Source organism: Anaerobium acetethylicum, from assembly GCF_900096945.1.
In the GTDB taxonomy this organism is placed as follows: domain Bacteria; phylum Bacillota; class Clostridia; order Lachnospirales; family Lachnospiraceae; genus Anaerobium; species Anaerobium acetethylicum.
Genome location: NZ_FMKA01000008.1, coordinates 117,636 through 139,420, shown reverse-complemented (window position 1 = coordinate 139,420; position 21,785 = coordinate 117,636). Strand labels below are relative to the sequence as shown.

General features: G+C 41.4%; 13 protein-coding genes and 1 tRNA gene. 5 read left to right on the top strand and 9 right to left on the bottom strand.

The features are described 5' to 3' along the window. Positions 1-164: 164 nt before the first annotated feature. The 4 genes from BJR36_RS08910 to BJR36_RS08895 form a co-directional block, all read right to left on the bottom strand. Positions 165-722 carry an RNA polymerase sigma factor gene (locus tag BJR36_RS08910; protein WP_091232963.1) on the bottom strand — a complete coding sequence of 186 codons (558 nt, stop codon included), beginning with the start codon at positions 720-722 and terminating at the stop codon, positions 165-167. 386 nt (positions 723-1,108) lie between these two features. After that, the gene (locus BJR36_RS08905) at positions 1,109-1,390 is read right to left on the bottom strand and encodes an RHS repeat protein (RefSeq protein WP_091232960.1); all 282 of its coding nucleotides are present in this window, start codon (positions 1,388-1,390) and stop codon (positions 1,109-1,111) included. Between the two features lie 189 nt (positions 1,391-1,579). After that, complete coding sequence (locus BJR36_RS08900; RefSeq protein ID WP_207648842.1) at positions 1,580-2,002, bottom strand: hypothetical protein; 423 nt, start codon at positions 2,000-2,002, stop codon at positions 1,580-1,582. A 10-nt stretch (positions 2,003-2,012) separates the two neighbouring features. Continuing rightward, positions 2,013-8,306 carry a glycoside hydrolase domain-containing protein gene (locus BJR36_RS08895; protein ID WP_169823641.1) on the bottom strand — a complete coding sequence of 2,098 codons (6,294 nt, stop codon included), beginning with the start codon at positions 8,304-8,306 and terminating at the stop codon, positions 2,013-2,015. Between the two features lie 434 nt (positions 8,307-8,740). On the opposite strand from BJR36_RS08895, the gene BJR36_RS08890 reads away from it, so the two are divergent. Further along, positions 8,741-9,559 carry a hypothetical protein gene (locus BJR36_RS08890; RefSeq protein WP_091232954.1) on the top strand — a complete coding sequence of 273 codons (819 nt, stop codon included), beginning with the start codon at positions 8,741-8,743 and terminating at the stop codon, positions 9,557-9,559. A gap of 95 nt (positions 9,560-9,654) precedes the next feature. Further along, positions 9,655-11,754: a leucine-rich repeat protein gene (locus BJR36_RS08885; RefSeq protein ID WP_091232951.1), complete on the top strand. Its 2,100-nt coding sequence runs from the start codon at positions 9,655-9,657 to the stop codon at positions 11,752-11,754. A 329-nt stretch (positions 11,755-12,083) separates the two neighbouring features. On the opposite strand, the gene BJR36_RS08875 is transcribed toward BJR36_RS08885, so the two are convergent. After that, positions 12,084-13,235 (bottom strand): tyrosine-type recombinase/integrase, encoded by a 1,152-nt coding sequence (locus tag BJR36_RS08875; protein WP_091232947.1) that lies wholly within the window; start codon positions 13,233-13,235, stop codon positions 12,084-12,086. 433 nt (positions 13,236-13,668) lie between these two features. On the opposite strand from BJR36_RS08875, the gene BJR36_RS08870 reads away from it, so the two are divergent. Beyond that, positions 13,669-14,901: a tyrosine-type recombinase/integrase gene (locus BJR36_RS08870; protein ID WP_091232943.1), complete on the top strand. Its 1,233-nt coding sequence runs from the start codon at positions 13,669-13,671 to the stop codon at positions 14,899-14,901. A gap of 197 nt (positions 14,902-15,098) precedes the next feature. Here BJR36_RS08870 and BJR36_RS08865 read toward each other — a convergent pair. The 3 genes from BJR36_RS08865 to pepF all read right to left on the bottom strand — a co-directional run bounded on the left by BJR36_RS08865 (position 15,099) and on the right by pepF (position 18,155). Beyond that, positions 15,099-15,170: transfer RNA gene (locus BJR36_RS08865), tRNA-Gly, on the bottom strand. A gap of 230 nt (positions 15,171-15,400) precedes the next feature. Next, the gene (locus tag BJR36_RS08860; RefSeq protein ID WP_169823640.1) at positions 15,401-16,168 is read right to left on the bottom strand and encodes a nitroreductase family protein; all 768 of its coding nucleotides are present in this window, start codon (positions 16,166-16,168) and stop codon (positions 15,401-15,403) included. A gap of 184 nt (positions 16,169-16,352) precedes the next feature. Then, positions 16,353-18,155 carry an oligoendopeptidase F gene (gene pepF, locus BJR36_RS08855; protein ID WP_091232936.1) on the bottom strand — a complete coding sequence of 601 codons (1,803 nt, stop codon included), beginning with the start codon at positions 18,153-18,155 and terminating at the stop codon, positions 16,353-16,355. A 639-nt stretch (positions 18,156-18,794) separates the two neighbouring features. On the opposite strand from pepF, the gene BJR36_RS08850 reads away from it, so the two are divergent. Then, positions 18,795-19,685, top strand: a complete 891-nt coding sequence (locus BJR36_RS08850) for a DegV family protein (protein ID WP_091232933.1) — start codon at positions 18,795-18,797, stop codon at positions 19,683-19,685. Between the two features lie 43 nt (positions 19,686-19,728). After that, the gene (locus BJR36_RS08845) at positions 19,729-20,364 is read left to right on the top strand and encodes a lactate utilization protein (protein ID WP_091232930.1); all 636 of its coding nucleotides are present in this window, start codon (positions 19,729-19,731) and stop codon (positions 20,362-20,364) included. A gap of 157 nt (positions 20,365-20,521) precedes the next feature. On the opposite strand, the gene glyA is transcribed toward BJR36_RS08845, so the two are convergent. Then, positions 20,522-21,760, bottom strand: a complete 1,239-nt coding sequence (glyA, locus tag BJR36_RS08840; protein WP_091232927.1) for a serine hydroxymethyltransferase — start codon at positions 21,758-21,760, stop codon at positions 20,522-20,524. Positions 21,761-21,785 lie beyond the last annotated feature (25 nt).

The window sequence follows — 21,785 nt, the reverse complement described above, 5'->3', positions numbered from 1 at the left end:
TTTGGCAAGTGGAAATCGTGGTAAAATCCAGTATTTATGCGTGTTTTAGACACTTTTTGGAGTGCTATGAGTATGACGGTTTTGGGAAGTTAGCATTAACACAGCTGACTCCATAATTAAATCGTCATCAATAGCTCCTATCTCTTTATAAAATTGCCTTATATTCATATTATGATACCTTCTTTCTCAAGATAAGTTTTTAAGTTCTTTCTTGTTCTAAAAAGTATGGATTTCACCTTACTTTCACTCATGCTAAGGTGTGATGAAATGCTTTTAATTGAATCAGAATACCAATATCGACGAATAAACACTAATCTGTACTTTGAATCAATTGTACGCAAAAAATTACTGATAGCTTTCGATAATTCACCATTTTCAAATTGCGTCTCTACATCAGATGGGGATGAAATAAAATCCTCCAATTCAGAAAGCAATAGGTCAAATTCGTTATTCCTTTTTTTTGCCGTATTATAATCATATCTGTCAAGAGCGATATTGCGAGTAATTCGTCCTAAAAATGCCAATAATTTATTAGGTCGTGCCGATGGCATGGCATTCCATGCTGCAATGTAAGTGTCATTTTCACATTCTTCAGCATCTAAATGATTAGATAGTATATTAAATGCAATCGTTCTCAAATATCGGCTATATTTTTTTGATGTTTCTGATATGGCTAATTCAGTCCGTTCCCAATATAGTCCAACTATTTTTTCATCGTCCATTGTCATCTCCTCCTTACAGTTTTATTAATCCTTCACTTATATTGTAGGAAACCAAAGCTGAAGGTTGCATTTTTTTGCAGATTTTTTTATTTCGTCCGAAATGATTGACATTTGATTAAAACTAAACATCTGTTTTATAAATCATACCGTACTTCCTAATTACTGTAAATACGAATATCCGATCACATCAGTCCTGTTATACCCTAGTGTGCATGAAAAAAAATCCAGCTGAAAACAGCTGGATTTTAAGTGTTCAATGTAAGCACGAGATGGGATTCGAACCCAGAACAATGATAACAAAACCGCATAGGAAGGAGGTTCGCACATCATCCTTTCAAAGTGTAATCAAGAGTGTAATCAGTAAATTTACATTGGGATTTACTTTTTCAATTAAACTCGATTTTCTGCTGTCTGATTTCATTACCGTTTAATCTGTATTCATAGCTGTTTATAAGTTCCTGCGATGTACTCTTATCCACTGCCGAAGTAAGACGCCCCAAAGCATCATATTCCTTTGTCAGTATGCTTCCATCAGGTCTTATTGTTTTCCTGGTATTTCCGATGGCATCATATTCGTAGGAAGTCTTATTTCCATTCCAGTCCGTGGCACTGATCATCCTGTTTTCCGAGTTACAGCTGTATCTTACAGAAGTTGTATCAATACCCATCTGAAATTGTAGCACTATTCATAACAATACGCTTAATTGCCCGAACAAAAACAGGAAAACAACTCGAATTAACGAAATTTAAAAATCCCTACACCAATAGTAATTATCCTATTAATCTAGGAATTTTTTATGCATGATTATTTTGATTATCGCTTACATTTTTAGCTCCTTATTGAAAAAATTACTAATTTATTCAATTTCAATCAATGATATTCTTCCCCCTATATCCAACTTTTCAAATGCCGTAAGTCTATTTCCAAATTTATCTAACATTCCAATTTCTGTTTTAATATAAAAAGAACATCTATGACATCTTTTTTCATTATCGGCAATTTCAATATCCAACTCGATTTTTATATGTCCATGACTATCCGCTGGTAAAATAAGCATTGAAAAAGCAGGTGTATAATTCCCCTCCTTTTTTCCGAACTCTAAATAACACTCTAATTCATAATTATTCTTGTATTCAATTATTTTACCAGCATTTCTTTTCAAATCATCTGTTGCAATATAGCAACTTTGAAGCACTTCAATAAATTCATTATGTGCAACAACCTTGAATTCTAACAATTCCTCATCCTGCCATAATTTCTCAAATACAATATTATCCATTTTAAATACCTCATTGCTTAAATTTAAAATCGTCAAATTCATGCGTCAATTCATTATACAAAAAATGTATAATCGTCTTTGTATCATCAGCATTTTGAACAGCAGACTGCATTTTTAACCATCCCTCTGAAGCTGTCCATCGAGAATCCTTCATTGAGAATGGTAGTTTTGTTGCACCATCCAGTGGACTAGATAATACTTGTTGCATTGCCATTTGCTCATTTAATGTATTTGGTAAAGTTCTACCCGTACTGCCTAATCCCGCTACTTCCACGGGATTACCTATTCCACTAGATGTATTCCCACCCTTTTGCATCCTCAAATCCAATGCATTAGCCGCTTCAATCTCTTCATCGCTTAAGCTGGTTGGAATACCTCGTGCTTTTAATAAATCATAAACACTGCTTCCACCCTCAACAACCTCATCACTATTCTTTATCACAAACTCCGCAACCTCTGCTGCTTCATCTGCATGCCGGGCTGTCATGCTTATGGCTTTCGATGTGGCCCTTACGGTTAATTTTCCTCCGGTGGCAAATTCACCTACCACAGGGATGCAGGCTGCTCCCGACAGGCCGGCATTTAAGGTATCGCCTGCTGCCAGGTACCAGATTCCGTTTGCACCGTCAAATACAATTCCAAATACCGGTATCATTCCTGCCGCATCCAGGGCCGTGTGGCCCCAGTCTACGGCGCTCCAGCTTCCAAAGTAGTCCTTTACTCCTCCCCAGGCGTTCTCGAAGCCCTTCTGTACACTTGCCCAGGAGAAGCCCGAACTACTGGATGATGAGCCTGGTTCTGCGCAGAGGCCAAATGGATCTATCATGGATACAGGATTGCCCTGCACGAAGGCATAGCGGTTCATGGTATCGGAGTTCTCTATGCTTCCCTGGAGGATATCGGCATTTGTGAACCTCATAAGATCAGGGCTGTAGTAACGGGCCCTCATGTAATAGAGGCCGTTGCCTTCTGTCATGACACCGTCACGTCCATTATACAGGAATGGCGTGACATCATCCCCAAGGACTCTGGCAACTTTTCCATAAGTGCTGTACTGGTATCTGTTTGTTACGGTTCCTGACTTGTCAGTAAGTGCTGCCGTGCTTCCCCTCAGGTCATAGTGGAAGACACGGTATCCTGAAGAAGATTCCTGGCTGATCAGGGCACCGGCACCATAAACGTATTTCGTGACACTGCCGTCCTGGCCTGTGCTCATCAGCAGCTGGCTCCTGCCTGATGCTGTATCATATGCATATGTTGTCCTGTATCCGTCCTTTATACCTGACACCCTCACATTGTCCGCATCATAGGTATAGGTGCAATTGCCTGCTGATTTCAGTCTGTTCCTGGAGTCATACTGCAGGTTCATCGTATTTCCGCCGAACTGCCCGCTGGTCATGTTTCCGTCAGGATCGTAGGTATATGCCGATGCATTTGCTGATGTATTTGCCGCAGTCAGCCGGTTGTTCGTGTTGTCATATGCCATGGAAGTGCCTGTTCCATCGTCCTCTGACATTATGATATTACATGCCGCGTCATATGTAAAGTTCTCTTCATAAAGCGGTATGCTGCTGTCTTCCACAAAGGAAACGGTTTTCCCAAGCAGGTCATAGGTCCTGAAGAACATCCTTGTACCGGATTCCTTTTTTGCGTCTGCCACCTTGTCATAAGGCATGATCTTTCTGGATGTCACTCTTGAAAGACTGTCATAAGTCATCTGATATTTTACATTGTCAGTCTTTGATATTTCCTCGGTCAGCCTTCCTGCTGCATCATATCTGTATTCATAGCTGTTTATCAGTTCCTGCGATGCGCCCTTATCGACTGCTGTGGTAAGACGCCCCATAGCATCGTATTCCTTTGTCAGTATGCTTCCATCAGGTCTTATGGTTTTCCTGATATTTCCGATGGCATCATATTCGTAGGTAGTCTTATTTCCATTCCAGTCCGTGGCACTGGTCATCCTGTTTTCCGAGTCATAGCTGTATGTTACAGAAGTCTGATCCGGATATGTAAGGACTGTCAGGTTGCCTGCCGCATCATAGGTGTATCTGATTGTCTTGTTATTTACATCAGTTTTTTCTGATACCCTGTTAAGTTTATCATAGGTCTTTCTGACAGTTCCTGTGGAATCTGTTTTTTCAGTCCCGTTGCCATTTGCATCATATTTAAATGTTGTGGTGCCTTCTGCATCAGTTATGCTTATTACACGACCAGCCTTGTCATAGGCATAGCCTGTCTGCTGTCCTCTTGCATTTGTTGAAACAGAAAGAAGTCCGGATTCATTATATCCATATGTTTTCTGTACGTTAGAGCCACTCTTTTCTGCTGAAAGCCTTCCTGCGCTGTCATATTCATAGGCAGTTGCCCCTCCAAGTGGTCCGGTCATACTTGACATGTTTCCATCCTGGTCATATCCGACTGAACTTGCAGCATTAAGCGGGTTGACAGCGGTGGTCATTCTGTTCAGACCATCATATCCATAACTTGTTTTATTGCCAAGCGCATCCGTTTTTGACAGTACATTTCCTGACTGGTCATATGACAGATCCATTCCATTGCCCAGGGAATCCTCTGTCCTGACTGCCTGATTTAATGAATTGTATGTTGTTTTTGCCACTATGTTTCCAAGTGCATTTATTGTCTTTACAACATTTCCGTTTGCGTCATATTCTGTCCTGGTTCTGTTTCCCTGTGAATCTATGACTGCTGTACACCTTCCACAGCCATCATATTCAAACCTTGTTATACTTCCATTTGCATTGGTTACTGTCAGCCGGTTTCCACATTTATCGTATGTATATGAAATCTGACCTCCAAGGGCATCTGTTGCTTTTATGAGATTTTGACCTGCATCATACTGATATGTGGTCGTATTTCCTTTTGGATCTGTTTCTGTCAGCATGTTTCCATTCAGATCGTATGTACGACTTGTTATATTGCCAAGGGGATCTGTTATTTTGACAATATTTCCTGATGCATCATGCTCATATACTGTTTCTCCCCCCTGAGGGTTGGTCTGCTTTGTCAGCCTGTTCATTGCATCATATGCATATTTAACAGTAGTTCCGGCAGAATCCTTTTCAGTGAGTAAATTTCCATTTGCATCATATGTACGTTCTATCCAATTGCCTGATGGAGATGTTTTCTTTTTAAGGTTTCCAGCCGCATCATATTCAAAAATGATGCTTCCGTTTTCAGTGTCTGTTTCTTTTATCACACGCCCAGCCGGATCATATTCGATGCCTGTAACTTTTCCCCTTTTGTCGATTGTCTTAACAAGCCTGTCTTCACCATCATACTCATATCTGATGATTATTCCCTTTGAATCTGTTTTAGATATGATTTTCCCATTTCCATTGTATGCAAGTGTTGTCACATTTCCATTTGCATCTGTATGGGTGGCTGCTTCACCACGGCAGTTATAGGTGTTTGTACTAACACCACCTGCCGGATTGGTTGTAGATAATACATGCCCACTTGAATCCACAGTCTGGGTGTTTATTCTTCCCTCAGCATCTTCAGTTTTAACGAGGTTTCCTACTGTATCATAGAAATAAGTGGTTACTCCCCCATCAGGTGCTGTGATAGTCTTAATCTTACCACTCTCATATGTATAAGAGTAAACAGCATTGCCTACTGTTTTTTTGGATAATAATCCATTTACCTGATATTCATATGTAGTGATGCGGCCATTTGTATCCTTTGAAGATACCATTTTATTTCCCATGTATGTGAATTCTTGTGCAGTACCATCAGGATTCTGTATCTTTAAAAGGTTTCCTTTAGAATCATAAGTATATCCTGTAACATTATTCATTTTGTCTGTTCTTGACAAGACTCTGTTATGGGAATCATACACTGTGTTTTCTACATTTTCCAATGCATCTGTTTTTGAGGCTATATTCCCATTTTCATCATATGAAAATGTATTTTCGTTTCCATTTTCATCGATAATCTTTGTAAGCTGGCGTTTAACATTAAAGAAATGTTTCCTTTGTTTTTGATTTCTGTCCGTAATAGTTACTACTGTACTTCCATCACCTGCGGTATCGTCATATGCAAATATTGTAGGATTGCTTCCTTCAATACCGTCATACTGCGCATGCACCCTTCCAAAGTCGCCGTATTCATTTCTGAAATAACATATTCCGTCAGAATCTGTACCTGTAAGCACACGCCCTGCTGCATCATATGTATACGTAGTAGTTTTTCCATTGACGTCTGTAATTTTAACCAGACTTCCATTCATATATTCAAACTGACAAGTATGACCAGCTTGATCGCTTATACTTGTTACAAGTCCATCCGTGTTTTTTGCAAGTATGACATATTTCCCAGAAATCGCTTCGGTTACCCTTACTTCAGATGTTTCATAAGAAATTACATACTCTAGCCCGTTTCTGCCAGTTTCTCTGACAAGCTTTCCTGTGCTGTCGAATATGTATGTTGTTTCGTCATTACAGTTAATGGTAAGTGTTCCATCACTATTTACAGTAAGAACGTCATTTTGCCTTCCCATGGAATTGCACTGATATTCGTTCAAACTACCTTCTTTAAGTGTATAGATTAAATAACTTGAAGGATTCTGGTATACCTTATATCCTTCATCACTTTTTTCAGCATGTTTTTCAAAGTCATGATACCAGCCTATACCCATGCTGCCCTTACCAAGTGCATCTGAACTATAGTTCATTGTTATGGCAAGTTCCTGTTCACCAGATACTTTTATTGCTTCATAACTTATAACATGTGCACCTGTAGACACATCAATTGGATCTGCCCAGTAATATCCAGACAATTTCGTATTTGACTCATAATATAATTTTGCAACATTACTGTCGAGTTTGCCAACACCTTTATCTCTTCCGGATGCAATATCCTTGTCAATATCAATTTCATCTGCACTGCCGACACCAAGTTTATCTCCCACAATCTGATCGAATGCCCAGTTTGGAGGCATACGGTAACCCAGGTTACCACTGTACCCCGTTGACATATCACTGACAAAGCTTGTTACTGCATAATGTAATTCACCGACTCTTGTACATGCATTACGAGGCCCATAAATGCCGACTTTATAAATTCCTCCAAGGGACTGAATTCTATTATTGATCGATTTGAAATATGGAATTATATTATTTGTTACCTGGTAATCATAACAGTCAAAATCTACAGCAAAATATATTGTGCTACCATATGGGATACCCAGTGCCTGTGCTGCCCCCACTGCTTTCAGTGCGTCATTATTGCCATTTGATTCTGTAAACTTAACAACATCCCTTCCGCCTTCCTGATATATCGGGAATATTTTCAACCCATTATCAATGATGAGATTTGCTTCCTCTTTTGTCATAGCTTTGCTACGACTTCCATCAACAGTCCCCGTTAAATATCTTCCAATATATCTATAGCCATTACTTTTAAGAACATTTATTTTTCCCTGATTTAATATTGTAGATGCGTCACATGCCGTACCAGGTCTTGTTGTATCACCATTGCTTTTAAGCAGACCTTGTAAAGTTCTCTTATCAGCGCTTCCAGTCACATCAAGACACATAAAACTTTGAAAACCAGAAACTGCCTGGGTAACTAATGACATATCCTTTCCACTTAGATCTCCCGGATCATATCCATTACAATATAATGCGTATTCCAATATTTTTACAAATTCAATTCCAGTATCATCGTTTATTACTGTTGGACAGTTTGAGATTGTATTAGGTCCCCAAATACCGTCCCTCTCTGATACAGGAATTCCTTCTTCTTTCTGCAGTTTATATATCAATGCCTTATTAGTCTGTCTTGAATATATGCCATCACATGGCATTATTCCAAATTTTTCAAAAAATTCCCTATTCAGATTCTGCTGTATGGATCGGATGTTTGGATCCCCACCATTTATAAGGACAAGTGCATCCGTGTTGAGTATTGCCTTAAATAAAACCGGAGTAACTATTCCTTTTGCCTCAAATCCAGCATCTGTTTCCACCGCTTTTACTGCCTTTACTGTATTTTCATTATAAATACCATTAACAATACCCGCATTATAGCCTTTGCACCAAAGACCGTACTGTATTATTTTTATTATATTTTCATTTGTACTTTCTACTGAAATGGTCGGACATCTACTTAAAGTGTTATCAGCAAATCCACCGTCTGGTGTTGCTCCACATTCAATCTGCAGTGCTCTAATCAGTGCTTGTACAGTAGTTTGACCTGTATGTCCGTCTTCAGCGATTTGAACATAACCACTTCTTCCTGTATATGTAGTATTTAGCCAATGTTGTGCTTCACGCACCATAGGATCACCACCCGCTGCTGCTTTGGTTTGAAATCCACTAATTATACTTAAAATTATTGAAGCAAAAAAAACAAATAGCATTACCGTAACTCCAATTTGTTTTTTTCGTAAATCAGAAAAACTCTTTCTCTTTAACACTTGTTGAATCATTTTTATTCGTCCCCTTACCAATATTTTTTAGCAATACATTTTTCTGTCGTTTTACATATTAATACCAATTAGTTAAACTGTCAACAAAGTGATGTTTTTTTACTATTTTTTTTTTTTTTACTTATTTTCTTTTTTTTACTGTATATTTATTATTTATTTATATAATTTTTTACTATTCATCTTCGTTTTTATATGATATGCTTTTACCTACAAAATCGTTTTTTCCAAAAAACAGCACTGCTTGTCGTCAGTAGCATAAAAATTATTAGGAAGTCGAGATATCTATGAAAAAGAAAATTACAGTTATAATAAGCACAATATTATTAGGGTCATTATTTGTTTTAAATATTACTAACTCCGATTTTGGATTTTTCAAAAAACTTAATCCCACGCATGTTTCAAGCTCCCCCCAGACTATAAGTGAATCTCAGAATTCTAACAATGAACCTGAAGATGAATCCTTTGAAACCACAGAAAATACAAAACGCTCATCTTCTTCAGATTCTAATTCCGAAATCGTTTCGACTGAGATTGACACCCCAAAAGAAATTAAAATTGAAACCAAACAGGTATCTCTTCCTGAAATTGAAGAGATAAATTATATTTTTTCAGCTATTGGTGGTTATATGTTTGAAAAAAATTATCCATATGAACCGTATACAAATGAAATTTACTACAATTTGTTGAATCGAATTATTAATAATTGTTATGCCACTTCTCCAAGCAAATACACAAAAGAGGACTTGTCAATAATTTTGTCTAAGAATGAAATAAATGACATATGCTCATATGCATTTCATGGCAGACCGGATATTCTTGACATTGATATTCCCTCAGAGTATACAGATTTGTTAAATTACAATTCAAATAACAATACTTTTCAGGCAAAGTATTTTGAGCCGGAGAATTATTCCGCTGAAATCACGTCAATAGAAGAAGAAATTGGTTATGATGTCTATAACACATTTGTCACCCTAAAAAAAGATAATATAGAAGTAGCAACCATGAAATTTACGTTATCTAAAGATTTATCATTCCGCAAAAATACTGATACAAATTTTTACTATTCAATTAGAAATGCAATAATATTGACAGCAAATTAAATTAGCAACACTGTTTTTCATCACAATAAACATATTACAAGTGAAATACCCTGATATTTCAGGATATTTCATCACCCAGACCAGGAGGAATTAAAATGTTCAAAAAACTCATATCAACTTTTATGTCTGTCATGCTAATTTTATTGGCAATGCCTATGACCGGTACCCGGAGTAATGCCGCCACATCCGATTTCAATGTAATCAATGGTGTCTTAACAAGCTATTCCGGATCTGAAACAACTATTGTAATACCAGACGATCTAGGCATAACAAGCATCGGAAATGGTGTCTTTAAAGATCATCCCGAAATCACAAGTATTACGATACCCAACGGTATAACAAGTATAGGAAATAATGCATTTGAGAATTGTTCCAGTCTTGCCTCCATAACATTGCCAGAAAGTATAACGTCTATTGGAGAATGGGCTTTTTCAAATTGTGACGCACTAACAACTATTGATTTGCCTGATGGAATTACAGTTTTAAATCAAGCCGTCTTCTTTCATTGCGACAATCTTAATTCAATATCGTTGCCTTCCGGTTTAGTATCGCTTGAAAATAATTCATTTGATATGTGTGTTAAGTTAAACAATGTTACTCTGCCTGCATCGTTAACTTTAATGGATAAAAGTGCTTTTTCTGATTGTTATTCCTTATCGCAAATCACACTTCCTAATAGTTTAACAGCAATTGGCGAAAATGCCTTTTGGTCTTGTAATTCATTATCAAGCATTATAATTCCATCTGGTGTTAAAAATATAGGAGCTGCAGCTTTTGGAAATTGTTTGAAATTAACGTCGATTGATGTAGTCCCTGAAAATACTTCTTTTGCATCATCCACTGGCATTTTATACAACAAAAATTGTACTAAACTCGTTAGTTATCCATCCGGAAGGAGTGGAGTATGCAGCATTCCAAATACAGTTATATCAATTGGCGACGGTGCCTTTTGTGGAAATAATGTTCTCACAGGCGTTAATATTCCAACAAGTGTAACAGACATAGGTTTAAGTGCATTTGAATATTGCGAAACACTAACAAATATTTCCATACCTGCCAGTGTAACCAGCATCGAAGATGCCGCATTCTTTGGCTGCAAAGGTCTCACAGAAATCAACTTGCCTGCATCTTTAAAGAGCATTGAACCCTATACGTTTTATGGCTGCAGTTCCTTGTCTGGCATTGTACTTCCTTCTGAAACAGAAAACATCGGCACTAATGCATTTACAAATTGCAGAAATATTACAGGTACAATTATCCCCGGAAAGGTCACTAACATTGGAGACTATGCGTTTACAAATTGCATCGGTTTAACCTCTCTACGATTTTTGGGAAATGCTCCGAAAGTAGGAAAAGATATATTCAAAGGTACAACCACCAGTTTAAAAATAAACTATTTATCACGCAATACCGGTTTCTCAAATCCATGGTGTGGTAAAACAACCGAAGCCTTAAACGGGGATCTTGATAAAATCACTGATTTTGTAACAAGACTTTATCAAAAAATACTTAATCGAACGGCTTCTTATGAGGAAATCAATTACTACGTTAATGATTTAGCTAATAATAGGCTTACGGGTGCTGATATAGGCAAGAATTTCGTGTTCAGTCCTGAATTCACTAACCGTAACCTGAATAATTCCGACTATATCGAAGTTTTATATCAGACATTTATGAACCGTGCCTCAGATACAGGTGGAAAATCATATTGGCAAAACATGTTAAATAACGGTGTTTCCAGACTTTTCGTTTTTAAAGGATTTGTTGAATCTATAGAATACACAAACATCTGCAGCTCTTATAATATCACTCGCGGTAGTATTGCTCTGACTGAACCCATGGACCAGAATCCAAATCTGACCATGTTTGTTTACCGTTTATATACAAAGGCGTTGAATAGAGAACCTGATGTGTCTGGATTAAATTATTATGCCGCCGAAATTATCGCGAAAAGAATTACTCCGGTCCAGGCAGCGCAGAATTTTATTTTTTCACCAGAATTTAAAAACAGAAACCTTTCTGATGCAGCTTATATTGGGGCACTATACCAGGTATTCTTTGGAAGAGAATATGATCAGGGCGGTCTCGACTACTATTTAAACTTGCTGAATACCGGTACGGGAAGGGAACAGTTAGTAATAAATTTTTCTAATTCACCTGAATTCAACAATATCATAATGAGTTTTGGATTATAAGATTCAACCTCTACAAGGATTGACTATAGAATTGCACTTATTAGAATGAGCCTGCCAGGTGCACAGCATCGAACAAGCCTCGCCACAGTGTGGGCGAGGCTTGTTTGATTTTATTCCCGGATTCTCGACCTCTCATAACGAGGCCGGAAATACTGTGATTGCCCGTTGCATCTTTTCTTTTCCTTCTTTCTTGCATTGGACTTGCTTCACCCTTCTTGTTGCCGCATTCCACACCATCCCCATAAATCATTATATATTCCGGCATTTTTTTAACAGAGCACGACACATATCTCTCGTTTCGGTCCTCCCCAAAAGACAGTCCCTCTGCGCTAATGCAGATATGAATACGCAATCACATCAATCCTGTTATGCCCTAGATACCGGCTTACCATCAGCATGGCATCCCTGTCATAAACTGTTCCCTTCTTGTCCTTCCTGCAGACATACCTCTCCCCCTTCGCAAGCTTCTCCACCGGCCGTGCCACCTGAACGTACATCTCTTTGGCGTATTCCGCCCGGTACCTATGCTCCGGAAGCCTGTTCGGCATCTCATTCTTCGAAAAGATATAGTCATCTGGCTTATCTGCTCCCTCGGCCATTCTCCACACATGCTCTGTGTACTCCCGGCGTACTGGGGCGTTGCGCCGTTTTCCTCCCTTACCCTGCTCCACATGGATATACAAGGTTCCTTTCTCCCAGTATACATCCCTTTTCCTCAAGGCTGCCATCTCATGCCTCCTGACGCCAGTCCCGCGACCGAACAGTACCACATCCCTGTTGTTGCCCTCCGAAAAGTGTCTGTCTGCCGCTCCCCTCGACCGCCTGATGTCAGCTCTCTTCCTTTCCGGCGTAATGATCCCGAACTCAGTGGTCCTGCACCGGTACAACTTGGCGATGGAGGAGGCGTCAAGCTTCACCGTCCATGCCGACAGCCCCTTCTCCATCCTGATTCCCAGATATTCCGGCACATACTGCCTCGCCTGCTCGATGGTCCGGCATCCGTACTCCTTTCTCGCCCATTCCGCAAATGCAGTGCAGTGCTTCACATAATTGTTGTAGGTGCTCCACGAGAAGATTCCCGCCGTATTGCGCCCCTCTTCCTGCTTTGCCCGATGCCTCGATTCCCCGATCCTCAGCTGCTTCGACAACGCACCTTTCACCTGATAAGCCATGGATTTATTTTTTGACATAGCAATCCCCCTTTTTTCCCTTTTCTTTCTTCCCTTTCCTGCGTTAAGTAAGCCCTTCCCGGGCCCTAAAGAGCGTATCCAGTGCCCCATCCTGTCGGCATTTCTGCCTTTGTCCGCGTCATATCCGTTTACCTTACCATCTTTCTCCGAAAAGGTAAGGTAACCTGTATTCCGCTGTCCGTGTCTGCATCTTTTCAGGCATCTCTGCCTGTCCGAATGATTGATGTACTGTGCCGCCGCTTTCCTCTTTCCCGTTTGGGCAGGGGGAGCCGGACGGACTGCAAAGACCATACACGGACTGCACGACTCATCCCTTTGATTTCCGGATGAACGGTGCGGTTTTCTGTAACCTGATTTCCCCCATGGTTTCGTATACGGACATCAGGTTCCTTTCTGCATCTCCAAGTCGTCATCTATTTCTATATCTCCAGTATGCAGGATGCGGTACCCCCTCAACTTCCATTCCGGTACGCCCCATATCTGGTTTTCGGTAACCGTTCCGGCATCCAGTGCCGCGAGGTGTTCTTATGCTGATTTTGCGTGAAAACCCGAGTACTGCATGTGCCAGATTGCTGCTTCTGCAATCTGTGTGCATCTTTGTGACTAGGAAGGACGCAGTCCTGGATAGTTACGATTTTCGTGAAAACCAACCCCGTCTGTCATCCTATACACAGAGGTGATATTTATCAAAGACGCAAATGAACTTTTAGCGCTATTGCAATTCATGGAAAAAAAGAATATCATCAACTTAGATGATGTGCGAAACGCCATGAAGAAAGAGAAGAAAAAAGCAATACTAGAAAAACACCAGTACGACATCTGGCAGGGGCAGAACGGGCGCTGGTATACCTATCTCCCGGATTCCTCCCAGAAAGCAAAGAGAAGGCTCATCGCAAAAAGCTCGAGAGAAAAGCTGGAGACAACCATATGTGATTTTTACGGGGAAGCCGACGAGGCGGCGAGATATGCGGGCATTACACTGAAAGGCCTTTACCAGGAATGGCTCGGCTACAAGGCGCTGCATACGAATGCTAGCACCTACGTCAGACGCATCGATGATGACTACCGGAAGTACTATTTGGGGGACAGCATCATCGACGTTCCTCTGACCAGACTGGATTTTCTCGCCCTGGACGAATGGACCCATCAGAAGATCAAAGAGCACGGCATGACAAAGACGCAGTACTACAACATGTCCATTATCATGAGGCAGGAACTGGACTATGCCGTCACGAAAGGAATCCTAAAGGAGAATCCATTCCGGAAGGTGGAGGTGGAGTCCAGGATGCTCCAGAAATCCCGGAAGAAGCCGGACCACACCCAGGTATTCTTGACCGACGAGCAGCCCCTGATCGAAGAGGAGGCGGAAGCGGATTTCGCTTCAGACCCAGCCTGCACGACGCCCCTTGCCATTCTCTTGACTTTCCAGACAGGTGTGAGGATCGGGGAGCTTGTCGCCCTCAGGTGGTGCGACATCGACGGCAACCGTCTCCACATCCAACGGATGGAAGTAAAGCGCCAGGAGCAGCAGCCGGACGGGTCATGGAAGCAGAGGGGATACGAGGTCGTCGAGCATGCGAAGACTACTGCAGGGGACCGCGAGATCATCCTCACGAAGAGAGCCCAGCAGATACTGAAGGAGATCCGGAAATCGAATCTCCAGAGCGGCTGCCGCGAGGACGATTACATTTTCGTAGGGCCGGAGGGACGGATTCATACGAGGGCTGTCGATGCCAGGGTCCGGAAATACTGCGACCACATAAACATCCTTGCCAAGAGCATGCACAAGATCCGCAAGACCTACATATCCACTCTGCTGGATGCGGGCTTCAACGTCAATTTCGTACGTGCGCAGGTTGGCCAGGAGGACGAAAGGACTACCCTGGGCAACTACTGCTTCAGCCGCCTGACCGACAGGCAGACCGAAGAGAAGCTTGAAGCCGCCTTATCCGGCTGAAAATGTAATCAAATGTAATCAACCTGTCTGCACGCAAAAAAACAGGAAAGCTTGTATTATCAAGCTTTCCTGCCTTATCCAGTCATCCATTCAACTAAGCTCAATCGGGGCTGACGCTTGATTTCACTAAGTTTCAGGATGTGCTTTCTCACTAAAAAATCCAGCTGAAGACAGCTGGATTTTAAGTGTTCAATGTAAGCACGAGACGGGATTCGAACCCGCGACCCTCGCCTTGGCAAGGCGATACTCCACCACTGAGCCACTCGTGCAAATTGTATGTGTCCTGGACACAATAGATACTATACTATATTTTTCAGGCTCTGTCAATTATAAAAGTATTATTTTTCATGTTTTTTTTTAAGCACAAAATCCTGCCTGTATCCAGATCCTATAAATAATCGGGCTGCCCCATCAGTATCAACTGATAGGGCAGCCCGATCATCTGTTTTTTAATGGTTCCGGATCAAGTCCTTTTTGATCGATATTTTTCCGTTTATCTTCATTTCAACGCAATACTGGTTACATAAGCATTATTCGGGATTGATTTGCTGTTTATATTCTCAAGCTTTTTGATGCTGATATCGATCCACATGTCCTCCGCTGCAATCATGATATGCGACAGCATCATTCCTATATCGAACTCAGCCATATGCTGCAGGAGCGCATTTGCAACCGGAGGCTTTTTCATAAACACATGTACTCTGTTGTCATATACTACAAATCGCCAGGGCTGAAGATTCATATTGGAAGGCGCAAGTCTTGCTGCCTCCAGAATCGCCTTCATGCTGCTTCCAATCTCACTTTTAAAGGTGCAGAGTTCCGAAAGTTCAAGTCTTTTTGCAGAATAAGCAGTCTTATATAATTCTGTCTTTGGAAGTCCGAATGCAAGGATGATCAGATCGTGCAGATTCTCATTGATATCATAGCCCTTTTTTGCATGAACATTTCTCAGGCAGTACACTCCAATCCCTCTGGAATTCAGGTAGAGAGCCATCTGCTCCATCATATATCCGGCATTCAGGAAACAGCCTTCCTTTTTTTCCGAGTACAGGACAAGATAGTAAGGGGCATTGACTGTAAGGAGGCCTTTCAGACGGGCTTTTGCATCCTGATTTCCAATAATTTCGATTTTCGTCTGTATATCCGGATTGTATGGAATCAGTTCTTCTTCATACTCCAGGATGCTGCTTATTAGTTCACCACGGACCGGTTCCATGCTGAAATTTCTTGTGGTCTTCCTTACATAAATTGCTTCATACAAAGTCATGCTCTTCATCCTTTTTAACAACGTTCTATTGTTTTTATTCTAGCATAATTTATTTAGTTTTTTTGCTGTTTTTGCAACCGTTTCCGAAAAACTTCTTGTCTATTTTTCATCCATTGCAGGTTTTCGTGTTTTTCAGGAGTTTTCATGTGTGACTTTTGGATATGACTCATAAAAAAATACGATTCTATTTAAGCAATTCTTCTAATTTATCAAGATATTTCTCAAAAACTTTAAGTGCAGACTCTACCGGCGTCTTTTCCGTCATGTCAACACCAGCCATTTTCAGCAGTTCTATCGGATAATCAGAGCTTCCTCCTTTTAGGAATTTTCTATAATCTTCTACCGCAATGCCGCCCTCTTTCAGAATCCTTTGTGAAAGGGCAATGGCTGCTGAAAATCCGGTCGCATACTGATAGACGTAAAATGGCGTATAGAAATGTGGAATCCTTGCCCATTCAAGAGCAATTTCCTCATCAGCTGTTATTGCTTCACCGAAATACTTTTTGTTAAGGCCATAATAGACTTCGCACAGGCTTTCTGCTGTCAGCACCTTTCCCTCTTCTACCATTGCATGTGCCGTCTTTTCAAACTCAGCGAACATCGTCTGCCTGAACAGAGTTCCCCTGAACTGTTCCAGAAAATAATTGATCAGATATGCTTTCTGCTTCCTGTCCTCTGTCTTTTCAATCAGATGATGGATCAGAAGGGATTCATTGCAGGTTGATGCGACTTCAGCCACAAAAATCCTGTATCCTGCATATATGTATGGCTGCGCCTCGTCGGAGTAATAAGAATGAAGGGCATGCCCCATCTCATGGGCAAGTGTAAATACGTTATTCAGGTTGTCCTGGTAGTTCAGCAGCACGTATGGATGCGTGCCGTATGCCCCCCACGAATAGGCTCCGCTCCGTTTCCCCTGGTTCTCATAAACATCTATCCAACCGCCGTTAAATCCGCATTCCAGGAGCTCCTGGTAATCCTGTCCAAGGGGTTCGAGACCTTCCCTCACGATTTTTTTTGCTTCCTCAAAAGGTATTTTCATCGTAACGTCCTCGACCATCGGCACATACAGATCATACATATGAAGCTCTTCGACCCCAAGGAGCTTTTTCCTGAGGGCGACATATCTGTGCATGACATCAAGACCACCGTGTACAGTTTCAATCAGATTATCATAGACTTCCACCGGCACATTGCTTCCATCAAGTGCCGCGGCCAGAGAAGACGGATATTTCCTCGTCTTCGAAAAAAATACCTGCTGCTTTACATTTGCCGAAAAAGATGCTCCCAGGGTGTTCCTGAATGCCCCGTATGCTTTGTACATTGCCTTAAAAGCCTCTCTCCTGACATCCCTGTTCCTGCTTTCCAGAAATCCAACATATCTTCCGTGGGTAAGCTCAACGGCTTTTCCCTCTTCGTCCGTTATTTCCCCGAACTTAAGATCGGCGTTGTTGAACATGCTGAATATATTCTTTGGTCCCTCTGCAACCTCACCCATATCAGCAAGAAGCTTTTCCATTTCATGACTGAGTATATGGCTCTTCTGCCTTACGATATTTGCAAGAAACTGGGTATACTCCTTGATCCCATTCTCCGATTCCAGGTATTCCGCCAGGACAGCATCCGGAATGTCCAGTATCTCTGGAGTGACATATGATGTTGCTGCCGAAAGCCTGACCATGATATTCTGGGCCTTCCCCGAATAATCCTGGTATTTGGAATTTCCCGTATTTTCATGAAGCCTCTGATTTGCATAGACATAGACCTTCTCAGCAATCTTCGATATGCTGTCGTCTGCACGAAGCGTCTCGAGCAGACTGTCTGCACTGTCACCAACATGACCTTTGAACCTGCCCAGCTTTTCAACCTCTGCCTCCAGGAGTTCAAAATCCTTTTCCCATTGCGCATCATCTGCATAAAGATCCTCAATTGCCCATTTATATTGATTGTCTGCTTCTTCTCTTGTAGGTAATTTTCTATTGTCCATTTCCTGTCCTCCGTTATCTCTGTATTGTAATCAGCCTTCATACCCAGCAGCACAAACGATAGCTGATCAGTTGGTCTGTACTAAGTTTAACTGCTTTTATTTTTCAAGTCAAATATACATGCATTTCTTTTTTAACATAAATCTCCCGACGTTACTGGCCACAGCTTCAACGGTGCCTTCCAAATTTAAAGTTCACCCTGCCCGCATAGCATGAATTTAATAAACTCTTAATAAACCAGGCCCGTTTAATTTGGGTTTTGGGATACCGGTTTATTTTTTTCTATGCTATAATAAAATGATATCGGGGACATGAGGGTTTTGACCTTATGACCCTGGTATCATTTATTTTCACATAAAATGACGTCCTATGAGAGAAGCCCATCTCGCAGTACCGTCACTCTGATCTTCCCGAAATTTCATTCTATAATATGATACCAGGGTCAAAAGGTCATGTGTTTCATGCTTGCATGAAAAAACATGACTTTGAGACCCGCAAAACATAAGAAAGCAGCCCGAAAAGGGCGGATTCCGAATATTTTTTGGATTGTGGGAGCACAAAGTGCGTAACAATCCGCAGGTATCAGGGGACAAAATACCTTTTGACCCCAACATCATAATATAGCAATAAGGAGACTACAAATGAAAGATTACAAAATATTCTGCGATTCTGCATGCGATACCCCGATTGAAATTCTGCATCAGCATGATATCACACTCATCCCTTTTTATATTTCCTTTGACCAGGAGAATTATGAAAAAGAAATCGAAGAGATGTCGATTCCCGTGTTCTATGAAAGGCTCACTTCCGAAAAGATCTTTCCGAAAACTTCGCTTCCTTCAGTGCATGACTATATGAAGCATTTCAAAAAAGCCATTGATGCCGGAAATGACATATTATGCATCTGCCTGAACTCCAGATTCAGCGGTTCCTACCAGGCTGCAGTCAATGCAAAGCTTATGCTTGAAGAAGATTATCCTGACGTCAAAATAGAGGTCATCAATTCAATCCAGGCAACTTCCTGCGAGGGACTCATCGTCCTGCAGGCAGCCTATATGAAGGAAGCTGGATATTCTTTAGAAAAAAATACAGCTACCCTGGCGGAAATCAAAAAGACAGCCCGCATCATGTTCACCGTGGGTTCTCTTGAATATCTCCAGAAAGGCGGCCGGATTGGAAAAGTTTCTTCGCTCGCGGGAACAATGCTTAATCTAAAACCACTTATCCAGCTCAAGGACGAGGAACTGATTCCCTACGGGACAATCAGAGGGAGAAACAAATCTCTCGAAAAGACCCTTCAGATGGTGAAGGACTATTTCGAGGAAAACAATGAGCGCTATGACGAGTACGATTTCGTTCTTACAACTGGCACTGCGCATGCCGAAGCTGAAAAGTTCAAGGTCTCCGTCGAAAATCTGATTGGCCGGAAAATCGATTATCCTGTATTCACAATCGGCGTTACAATCGGCACAAACACAGGCCCTGATGCTATCGGCATCTGTTTTGTCAAAAAGCACGATTTTATACAATAGACCCTGTGACCTTTAAAAATCAAAATGATAGGAGCTGAATCATATGTCACCTAAGCAAAAAAGCCACAAAAAACAGGCCGAAACAATCATTACGAATTTTTCAAAAAGAGGAATCGAAGGCTATTACTGTGAAGACCGGGCATCAGCTGTAGAAAAAGCCATGGGTCTTATCGCTGCAGGCTCTACTGTATCCTGGGGCGGATCAACTACTCTTGCCGAAATCGGAATCATGGATGTCCTAAAGGATTCGGACCTGGAACTGATCGACAGAATGACTGCAGTGACTCCGCGTGAGAAAAAGGAAATCTATGCCAAAACCGTGATGGCTGACTACTATCTCACAAGTGCCAATGCCATCACCCTGGACGGCCAGCTTATCAACATAGACGGCAACGGCAACCGCGTTGCCTGCATCATAACAGGACCTGACAACGTAATCGTAATTGCGGGCATGAATAAAATAGCAACCGACGTCGATGCGGGAATCGCAAGAGTACGCAACTTCGCCGCACCCCCAAACGCCCAGAGGCTGGGAAGCAAGACGCCATGCGCCGTCACGGGCAAATGCGAAGACTGCCTCTCACCGGACTGCCTTTGCTGCAATGCCGTAATTACAAGGAAATCAAAAATACCGAACAGAATCAAGGTTATTTTAGTCGGTGAAGAGCTGGGCTTCTAGAGAGCCGCAAGCCAGAACTTCCCGATAGTATAAAAAGCGGAATGCCTCAGCTCTTTATTGAGCCGCAGGCATTCCGCTTTTATATTTACTTAATATGAGCTTCTGATGAAACTATTCAGGGCTATGAAGGACATAGTCCTGAATAGTTATCCTCTGCTTAGTATAAAGGGTACTTGTCTGTTAAGCCTTTTACAAGCGCCATAGCAGTTTCTCTGTTCGCTTCTACATCCTTTAATAATAAAGAAATCGCTTCAGCAATAACATCCATATCCGCTTCATTCATTCCACGTGTGGTAACAGCAGGAGTTCCAAGCCTGATGCCGCTTGTTACGAATGGTGACGCTGGATCATTAGGGATTGTATTCTTGTTACAGGTAATGTTTGCTGCATCTAAGATTTTTTCAGCTTCTTTGCCTGTGATTCCCACTGAAGTCAGGTCAACAAGCATAAGATGGTTGTCAGTTCCGCCTGAAACAAGCTTGATTCCTCTTGACATAAGGCCTTCTGCAAGAGCCTGTGCGTTCTTCACGACATTTTCCTGGTATGTTTTGAAGCTGTCATCTAATGCTTCTTTGAAGGAAACTGCCTTCGCTGCAATCACATGCATCAAAGGACCGCCCTGGATTCCCGGGAACACAGCTTTATTGAAGTTGAATTTATCTGCTGCTTCCTGATTTGCAAGAATCATACCGCCTCTTGGTCCTCTTAAAGTCTTATGTGTCGTAGTTGTTACAACGTCAGCATAAGGCATTGGGCTTGGATGAACGCCTGCTGCAACAAGTCCGGCGATATGTGCCATATCAACCATCAGATATGCGCCCACTTCATCTGCAACTTCCCTGAATTTTTTAAAATCGATCGTACGGGCATATGCACTGGCACCTGCTACAATCAGTTTCGGTTTTGATTCAATGGCGATTCTTCTGAGTTCATCATAATCGATAAAACCATTGTCATCTACTCCGTAAGGAACGATATTAAAATAGCTTCCCGACATATTTACAGGGCTTCCATGAGTAAGATGTCCGCCATGTGCGAGGTTCATGCCCATTACAGTATCGCCTGGCTTAACCATGGCAAAAAAGACTGCCATATTTGCCTGCGCTCCTGAATGTGGCTGTACGTTAACATAATCGCATCCGAAGATTTTCTTTGCTCTTTCAATAGCAAGATTCTCAACAACGTCTACATATTCGCAGCCGCCATAGTATCTTTTTCCAGGGTATCCTTCTGCGTATTTATTGGTTAACGGGCTTCCCATTGCCGCCATTACCGCTTTGCTGACAAAATTTTCTGAAGCGATTAATTCGATATGGTCATTCTGTCTGCCAATTTCTTTTGTAATCCCCTCAGCAACTTCTGGATCGACTGATACTATTTCTTCAAAAGAATACATTATATTTACCTCCAAATATGAATTT